Genomic DNA, 8,653 nt, shown 5'->3' on the forward strand with positions numbered 1-8,653 from the left:
GAGGAATTGGTGACGAGACCAGAGCCATTCTTGGATGTGGTCACCGTCAACGTATTCTCGCCCTCGTTCTGATTAAGACCCGTGGCAGTAATGGTGAACGTGAATTTGAGCACGGTGTTATAGCCGGGGAGCGTATGGGTCTCCTCGACCGTGTAGGTGCCGGCATCGAGGCCTTTGACGCTGTTTTCCCCCTTATTATCAGTCGTAAAATCATAAGCAGTATTGCCCAAAGAACCGTTCACTTAGACATACTGGGCGCCGGCGCCCTCGTCGGTTCCCTTGGAAGAGGTGCCGGGCGGAGAGCGGAGCATGGCCACCGGACCCACCGAAACACATCTTCACCGTTCCTTCAACTGGGAAAATGCCGCCCCGGAGCCCGGGAGGGACCCCGGGGGCTTTCGGCTAACTGCGGGAACGGCCTATCCGCTCAGTATGTTCAGCTGAGATCAGAAATCAACCGGAGAAATCGACCCTACTAAAAGGAGGCCGTATATGAAGACTGTATATCCCTTTTGCCTCCATATACACAAGAAGCGCCCCTCGGGGCGCTTCTGAGAGGCTCCCCCTGGATGAACCCCAGGGGGAGCCTATGGACCTCAGGGGCCGCAGCGAACCGTTCGCAGTCGGGCCGTCGAAGGCCTCGTTACTTAAGCTCAGGCCAGAAATCCTTGTTGGCCTCGATCATGTCGTCGAGAATCTCCTTGGCGACCGTCATGGACGGGACCGTCTTGTTGAGCGTGAACGCCTTGAGCGCCTTCTCGTACGGACCCTCGATGCACGCCTCGACCACGAGCTTCTCGGAGTTGAGCTGCTGCATCATGAGGCCCTGCTGGAACAGCTGGATGTTGTCGCGCGAGATGACCTCGGGGCCGTTCTTGCCGATGTAGGCAGGAAGCTCGGCCATCGCGTCGTACGGCATGTTCGGAATCGCGCCGCGGTTCTGGCAAATGACCAGGAAGCGAGCGAAGGCGCTACACTTCGAGCGATATTGAGCACCAACGCGGGCGCTAGCGCAGGTGTCGCCCGCGATACTCGGGAGAATCAGCATCGGAATCGGGGGAAGCCGAGGAGGCTGAAGCAGAGGAGGAGAAGGGGACCGCAGGCCTGGAGGCTCCCGCGGTCCACCCGTTTCCGCCTTCGCCAGCAGCCGCGCCGGCGTCCAGCGTCACCGCGGCGGCAACGGCAGCACGCTGCGCCGCGCGCCGCTTCTTGCGCACGTGCCCGGCCGCAACGAGACCCACAACAATGGCCAGCAGCGCGCCCAAAACACCCAGGGCCACGGCAGTGGTGTTGATGCCCTGCGCGTCCTCGGGCACGGGCACCTCGTTCGGAATCTCCGCGCGCACGCCCGAGACGAGCAGGCGGTGCGAGTTCACGCCGTAGGGCGTGCAGGTCATGAGCGTCACGCGGTCCTCGCCGGCGGTCACGCGCAGCTTGGAATCGTCGTCGGGCTCAATCACGTCTATGCGGTCGATCTTGTAACCCAGCTCCTCGCCCATCACCTCGATGTAAAACGAGTCGCCAACCTGCAGTTCGTCCAGGCGCGTGAACAGGAGCGAGCCTGGCACGCCGCGGTGGCCGGTAAGCACGGCATGCGTGCTCGCGCCGCCCACGGGCAGCGATGTTCCATATAGGTGGCCGGCGCCCGCAGCGAGCACCTCGGTGGAGGTGCCATGGTACACGGGCAGGTTCACGTCGATCTTGGGTATACGCACCGAGCACATAAGGCCCGAACCCGCGTCGAGCAGGCCCTGGTACGTGGTGTCTTGCGAGGCGATGGAGTCCTTGGCACCCGTTGCGGTGGAGGCGCCGGAGGTGCTACCAAACGGGTCCACAACCTCGCCGATGACGTCCTGACCGCCGGCGGCCAACTGCTCGTTGTAGGCGCGCGCGGCCGCGAGGGCCTCCTCCGCTTGCGGATAGGGCCAACCATCCACGGTGTTTTGTGCCGCGGTAACTGCGGCCGTCTGCTCAGCCTGGGACATGGCGCGCAGGACGAGGGGCGTGGCCACGATAACAAAGCCGGCGGCAAAGCACAGAAGGGAAAGCAGGCGCAGGACGAGGGGCGGTTTACGTCGGCTGGTGGAAGCCGGGTTCGAACCGCCCCTCGGCGTGCGCATCGTCGATACGGGCTTGATTGCCTCCATGTGGTTCACCTCCGGGGGTGTGGGTGCGAGGACACGGTTAAAGCACCGACCCCGCCGCGGGTCCAAGCGCGACGGGGTGCGGCGAAAGGGAAGATGAGAACGCGGCGCGCAGGCGCTGATAGGAGACGACGATCGCCCGCTCGCCGCGTCATCAAGCTAGGGAATTAAGCGCGCATACGTGCACTCAGGGCGAAGGCGGCGCCAGCAGCCATGAGCAGCACGCCCACGGTGATGAAGACCTTGATGCCCAGGTCACCGGTCAAGGGCAGCTCGGTGAGGTTCTTGGCGTTCCAAATCTTGATGGTCGAGTTCTCAACGGAGACGCGAGAGTCGTTATCGTTTGTACCCTTGGCATAAGAAACGGCAATGATGGTCTTCTGACCCTCGGGATTGTTGGCATTCACCGTAGCGGATACCGTAAAGTTGAACTTCGGCAGGGAGAGGGCGGTGTAACCATTGGGAGGAACGATCTCCTCGATCTCATACGTGCCAGCATCGAGACCATTGAAGTCGATGACGCCATCAGCTTTGGTGGCGAACACGCCGGCTTCGGCACCAGCCTGAGTATCCTTCGGAGCCGCGGGCAGGGTCTTCCATGCGCCGTTCTCGTAACCGAGATAGCTGTCTCCCGCCTTAATCGTGAACTTAGCACCCCGGAGCTTAGTGGTCATGTCCTTGGCGGTCTTCAAGATGTTGAACTTATAGGAGTAGACATTCACCTCGTCACCAGGAATGGTCTGCTCATCGGAGGTGTTGTTGGGGTTGTGCGACCAGGTGAGTGAGTCCTTGTTGGGGTTGCCCTTGATGTCGGTGGAATCAGAAAGCTTGGCATCAGCATCAAGGGTGGCACTCACTAGTACGGTCACCTTTGCGCCCTCGTCCAGCTTAGTGGCGCCCTCACTCTGGTTCACGTATTTGCCAAGGTCGATGACGGTATCTACACCATTGGCGTACTTTTCATCGATATCAGTAGTGGCAGCATAGGAAACACTGTAGTCGGTATCCGCCTTAAGAGTAACGTCTCCAACCTTGACCGATACAACGTTTACGCCTTTGGGGGCGTCATCGACAAACGAAGAAATGGCAGAACTAGCAGTGTCGTTGATCTTGAACACACGGCCGGTCGAATAGCCGGTGTAGTAAGGAACGGTAGTCTCAAGCGTGTAGTACACGGTGTCACCCACGGAGAAGGACGGCTCATTGTTGTAGGTGCCGTCAGCATTGGCAAGATGCTTGGAGATATTCGGAATCACGTTCTTCACGGTAACGGCACCATCGATATCGGTGTCCGGAATGCTCGTCGGCGTAATGATGGGCAGTGAGAAGGACTCCTTGTCAGCAGCGGGACTGGTAGCGTCCTTCAGGAACCAGATACCCGGGACTTTAAAGGTTTTCACATTGGCGTTGTTGTTCGTAGCCGTGGTGAACGGGGTTGCAGTAGAAGCCTCAGGGAAGGTCTGGTCCTCGAGGTTCTGGGCAAAGGTGCGCAGCGCGGCGTCGTTGTTCCAGGGCGAGGAGAGGTTAGGGGTTCCGGTATTGCTAAACACATGCATGATCAGGAAGCCCATAGGGTTGTTCGACGAGTTGCCGTCGGACACATAATAGTTCTTGTCCTGCTTGTAGGCAGTAAGCACGTTCTGGGCATTGCCCGTCTTATCAATGACAGCATTGAAGTCCATCGCGGCCTCGATGGTGCTCACGAGCTTCTCGTTGGTATCAATCGTATAGGCAATCGACTTGTCATTGTTAACAACAACGTCCTTCAGCTCGGCAAGCTGCCAGCCGTTGAACTCGTGATCGGCAGCATCCGTCGACTGCTTGTTGATCGTAATGCTGTAGGTGGGATCAGCCTTGGCCACAGGCGCTCCACCCACCAGGCCGGTTACGACGATCGCTACGGCGGCGGCGCCGGCGATCAGCTTTTGTACGAATCGGTTCATGATTCCCCTTTCAGAAATGAGCCCGACATTCATAAACATCTATCTACCAGCGCCATCGGACGGGTCGTCCTGGCGGCGCTTTGTAGCGAACCAATACGCTCCCGCAGCGATGCCGCTCAGAAGCATGAGACCGGCGCCCACGAGGAGCATGGAGTTTTCGGTCCAACCCGCGCCGGTGAGCGGGAGGTCCGTGAGAACTTTCACGTTGGTGAAGGTGGAGGTGGGGATGGCGTCGGGCGCGGCGGCGGAGGGTTGAACCACGACGCCCTGCCCGTTCTCACCCAGGGCGTTGCCCATGTCGTCCTTCACCTGGGTGACCGTGGTCGAGGTGGTGAGGCCGGTGTACTTGCCATCGACCATGACGGCCTTCACCGTGACGGCAACCTGGTACTCGGCCTTGGAGTAGCGGAGCTTGTCGATGGCATCGGCGTTAGGCGCGACCTCCTTCACCGTGTAGGTGTAGGTCTTGGCGTAGTCACCCGCCGTACCGGAGGTATCGGACAGGTGCGACTTGTTGAACGTCATGGCGCCAAAGGTCGCGGTGACGTCGTTGAGCTTAGTGGAGCCTGAGGGAACGACGGAAATAGTCGTCGGTTCGGGCTTAGGTGCGTTACCCCTATTTTCCCCTGTAGCCTCGATGCTGAATTTGAACGCAACGTACTTATCGCTGGAATCCTTCGGCCAGTCCGTATTGCGAACAGATTTGGTCACCGGGATCGTCACGGACGTAGTGGTAAGAGAATCGGAGATGTACGCGTTGCCGCTCTCGTCAATAGACGGCTTTTTATCCTCGGTCCACGTAACGGAGCCGTCCTTGGACACCTTGAACTCGTAACCCGCGTCATTCAAGTTGTAGCCAATCGGAGCCTGGGTCTCAACAAGCGTGTACGTACCCGGCAGCAAGCCCTCGAGCTTGAACTTGCCAGACGTGCCATCAATGTCTTTCCACGTGATCTCACCCGAATCCGACTGATCGCTCACGGTCCAGGACTGGTTAACGTCCGTACCATCGGCGTCCCTGGTCTTGGTGAGCTTCCACTCAGAACCAGCCAAAGGAGTGTGTCCTGCGTCGCCCTCCGCCACCTTGGTCCAAAACACCGTACCGGTGATCTTGGTGTTGGCGATGGCGCTCTGCGGACTGGAAATCTCGTTGCCGTTTGTGTCCACGTTGCCCACAAGGTTGAGTTCATCGCCCGTGTGGAACATCTTCGAGGTATAGATCGCATTGGAAAGCTCGTAGCCCTCCGGCGCCTTAGTCTCGCGAATGTAGTACGTGAAGTAGTCTTTGTCATCAGGGTTGCCAATATTGGCCTTCTGGTTCAGGTAGTTGAACTGAATGGTGCCAACGGCAGGATCGGAGTCATTCTTGCCGTTATCCACAATGGAGACGATACGTTTCTCATCCTTCCGTGCATTGCCCTCAGTCGCGTAGATGGCCCACTCGGAACCCGCGAGCGGTTTGTCGTCCGCCGCATCGACCTTGCTCCACGCAACGGCGGAGCCGCCGGGCGTGTAGGTACCGGACCACGGGAAGTTGTGACGCTCCTGGTCCATGTCGATAACGGAGGCTGTATTTCCCTCACCAAATGTTGCGGCAATCTTCGGGCTGTTCATTGAGAAATCGACGCCCACATAAACGCGGCCGTTGGTGGTCACATGGTCATCGAAGCTGCCATCGGGTACAAGGATGCTGCCGATCATAGCCGCCGCAGGATCGTCGTCAGTCCACTTGGCACCAGTGGTTGCGCCACCGTATTCCCAGTCCGCGCGGTCCTCTCCCGCGATGCCGCCCCGAATGGTAAGGCTTTGCGTATCGACAAAGTTCCACATGACGGATTGAGAAGCCGTCGCGTATGCCTCGCCCAGCGGTGTGCCGGAATATCGAGTTTCGTAACCACGCGAAATCTCGGTACCGTTCCACCAAAAGCGCCAGCCATTGTGGAACTCAATATTCGATAATCCAGTAACGTTCACAACAACCGAGGCGCCCTTGGGAATGCCCTCGAATGCGAAATCAACGCCACGATAATACTCGTTGTTGTATGTATTGCTCAGCTGAGAAGCATCGATGGTGAACACCTGCTGCATAGAGGTGTTGTCACCCTTAAACTTGATAAGACGCTCGCTATTCTTGAATTGCCTACCATTGAGCGACGTATCGGCGCAGTCCGTATTGATGGTCTTATACGACTCATCAAACACCAGGCCATAGCTACAATTCGTCTTGTCGTACTTGTTGATGATATAGCGGTTGTCCTGATGGCACGCCGGAGCAACGCTGCAGCTCACTTCGCCCGTCTTCGCGAACGAATTCAGCTGGTTAGAGAGCGTGGTGAGATAGCCTGTCTCTCCGCTGTAATTCGAATAGTCCTTGCCATTAATGTTGTTGAGGAAGTTGACTTGTTTGAACAGCGAACTTTCGTCCGCATTTTCCCCTTCATAGTAGTTGCCCTGCGTCTTCACCACAGACTGGCGCTTGTTGTCAGCATTCCAATTCTTGCCAGGATTCCAATAGGTAATGGGACCGGCGATCTGCGCGGTGTAGTCATAGCCGGTATTCTCTTTCGACTTGCCGACCCAGGCACCCTTGGTCCAAGCACCAACCGTCGCAGTATTTAAGGTCGATCCCAGACCGGTGTTCATGTTCTCAATCGAGCTCTTTATACCGGCGACCGCAAGCACCGTGCTTCCCTCACTGGGACGAAACTGCGAGCCAAAACCAACGGTGCCGAAACGGAGCCATCGCCGCTCCAACTCTCCTTGACAGGATTCATGGCAAGCTTGCCACGGACCACGGTAAGGCCCTCCGCCTCAGCGGCATATGAGCCGGTGGGGGCATTGCTCGCATTAAGAGTATTAGTGTCGCTCGGCTTACCACCGATGTACATGTCGCGGCCGACGTAGGTGGCAACGCCGGGATCGGAGGTGGAGACATTGATATTCGTACCAATACCGATGGGCGTTGGCTTGTAAATGCCCGGAGTGAGATGTCCAGCATCTTCCGCGCTTGCGGTGGAGACCGCGCTAAACGGCGACAACAGAGTGCTCACTACGAGAACAGTTGCCATAAAGCTACATGCGGCGAACTTCTTCACTTTGAGCACCCCATTACAGTTTCCTCGGTAAAAACTGTCTGGGTGTCGCTGGCGATGGCCTGCGAGATCGGGGGCATAACGAGCGACAGTACCAGGCTCAAAACGGAAGCTCCGCACAAAACACCTGCCAGCACACGATGTGCCGCTTTATTGTCCTGCTTAGATTTATCTGAATTTGCTGTCATCGATGTCTCCTCCCCAAGAGACCGCGATCTTGCTCTTTCACGAATTAGTATAGAGCGCGCAACCTATAATTGCTCGCGCAAGATATACATATTATTACTCATTGTTTAAACAACGAAAAGCCCGATTCTGTCAATTTCTTTTCTCAGAGTCTTTTCCTTGACATTTGTTTAATCATGCTGTGTTATTCGATTTTTCAATTATGGAAAACCGCAGGTAGAACTGCTGGCAAATATAGAGAAATGACACTCTGTTGTTATTTGTACAACATTTTGTTTTAACCTACTCAATCTGTGAACGGTCGATATTTGGCTGCGAGTGGTCGTTTGTTCACCGCGTCGATTCGCCTCGGAACAATAAGCGTCCCGGCAATCGGTTGCCGGGACGCCTGATCGAACCACCACAAAGGTGCCTGTCCCCTTCGTGGTGGTTTTTGTCCAGCGCGCAGTACTACAGCAGGTGCTCCTGGATAAAGATCGCGATACCGTCTTCGTCGTTGCTCGCGGTTACAAAGTCCGCCGCGGCACGGGCGGCGTCGCTGCCGTTTGCCATGGCCACGCCCACGCCGGCGTCGGCCACCATGCAGGTGTCGTTGTCCGCATCGCCAAACACGCAGATGTTCTGGAGCTCCATGTCGTTGAGCTCCGCCACGCGCACAAGGCCGCGCGTCTTGGACACGCGCGGATCCATGAACTCGTAGAGCCACTGCGTGGTTTGCAGAGCCGCTGCCTTGACAGTGTTATCGGCAAACGTCGACGCCCGCTCAATCACCCGCGGCATTACCTCGGGCGCCATGGTAAACATCACCTTGGGCTGCGGCTCGCGCAAGAACTCGGCAAAATCGACCACCTGGTAAGGCACGCCGTCGACGCGCGACAGGTGCTCGACGCACGCGTTGCTCTCGGGCACGTAGAACACGCCGTCTCGGGGGCAGACGGGTGTTGCCGGAAGGTCCGCCATGTGCTTACAGATGCGCGCGATGGTCTCGCCCGGCAGCGGATAGCTCAGCTCGTTGATGTCGTGCGCGCGGTCGATGACCCCGGCGCCACCGCAGCCCACCATCACGTCTACCAGGCCTTCGATGCCCCAGAGCTCGTACATGGCCTCGGTCGCGTGGGCGTCGCGCCCGGTGCACAGGCCAAAGAGCACGCCGCGCTCGCGCAGGGCGCGGATCGCCGCCACGGTGCGCGGGGACACCGTGTGCTGGCTCGTGAGCAGCGTACCGTCGATATCGCAGAACACAGCTTTGATGTGGCTGAAGGTGGCGTCCATGGGGGCCTTTCTGGGT

Annotated in this window: 8 protein-coding genes; all 8 read right to left on the reverse strand. The window is 57.9% G+C overall.

The window, feature by feature from the left end:
- On the reverse strand, nt 1-230 hold a 230-nt coding region (locus tag ABHR76_RS08850), incomplete at its 3' end, for a prealbumin-like fold domain-containing protein (RefSeq protein WP_346977416.1).
- Between the two features lie 413 nt (nt 231-643).
- Nucleotides 644-1,048, reverse strand: a complete 405-nt coding sequence (locus tag ABHR76_RS08855; protein WP_346977417.1) for a family 4 glycosyl hydrolase — start codon at nt 1,046-1,048, stop codon at nt 644-646.
- Nucleotides 1,008-2,147 (reverse strand): class C sortase, encoded by a 1,140-nt coding sequence (locus ABHR76_RS08860; RefSeq protein ID WP_346977419.1) that lies wholly within the window; start codon nt 2,145-2,147, stop codon nt 1,008-1,010. The genes ABHR76_RS08855 and ABHR76_RS08860 overlap by 41 nt, the downstream gene beginning before the upstream one ends.
- A gap of 164 nt (nt 2,148-2,311) precedes the next feature.
- Nucleotides 2,312-4,087, reverse strand: coding sequence for a SpaA isopeptide-forming pilin-related protein (locus ABHR76_RS08865; protein WP_346977421.1), 1,776 nt, complete (start codon nt 4,085-4,087; stop codon nt 2,312-2,314).
- Between the two features lie 39 nt (nt 4,088-4,126).
- Nucleotides 4,127-6,730, reverse strand: a complete 2,604-nt coding sequence (locus ABHR76_RS08870) for a SpaA isopeptide-forming pilin-related protein (protein ID WP_346977423.1) — start codon at nt 6,728-6,730, stop codon at nt 4,127-4,129.
- Between the two features lie 17 nt (nt 6,731-6,747).
- Complete coding sequence (locus ABHR76_RS08875; RefSeq protein WP_346977424.1) at nt 6,748-7,191, reverse strand: hypothetical protein; 444 nt, start codon at nt 7,189-7,191, stop codon at nt 6,748-6,750.
- Complete coding sequence (locus ABHR76_RS08880) at nt 7,179-7,367, reverse strand: hypothetical protein (RefSeq protein ID WP_346977425.1); 189 nt, start codon at nt 7,365-7,367, stop codon at nt 7,179-7,181. Before ABHR76_RS08880 ends, ABHR76_RS08875 begins: the two co-directional genes overlap by 13 nt.
- Nucleotides 7,368-7,815: 448 nt before the next feature.
- Nucleotides 7,816-8,653: HAD family hydrolase (locus ABHR76_RS08885; RefSeq protein ID WP_346977427.1), on the reverse strand; the 838-nt coding region annotated here is incomplete at its 5' end.

Origin of the sequence: Collinsella aerofaciens (genome assembly GCF_039752985.1) — a bacterium.
Lineage (GTDB): Bacteria > Actinomycetota > Coriobacteriia > Coriobacteriales > Coriobacteriaceae > Collinsella > Collinsella aerofaciens_BT.

Excerpts from the sequence above, each read along its gene's own strand:
- ABHR76_RS08855 (WP_346977417.1), bottom strand. The coding sequence starts at position 1,048 with ATGCTGATTCTCCCGAGTATCGCGGGCGACACCTGCGCTAGCGCCCGC.
- ABHR76_RS08865 (WP_346977421.1), bottom strand. The coding sequence starts at position 4,087 with ATGAACCGATTCGTACAAAAGCTGATCGCCGGCGCCGCCGCCGTAGCG.
- ABHR76_RS08860 (WP_346977419.1), bottom strand. The coding sequence starts at position 2,147 with ATGGAGGCAATCAAGCCCGTATCGACGATGCGCACGCCGAGGGGCGGT.
- ABHR76_RS08870 (WP_346977423.1), bottom strand. The coding sequence starts at position 6,730 with ATGAACACCGGTCTGGGATCGACCTTAAATACTGCGACGGTTGGTGCT.
- ABHR76_RS08880 (WP_346977425.1), bottom strand. The coding sequence starts at position 7,367 with ATGACAGCAAATTCAGATAAATCTAAGCAGGACAATAAAGCGGCACAT.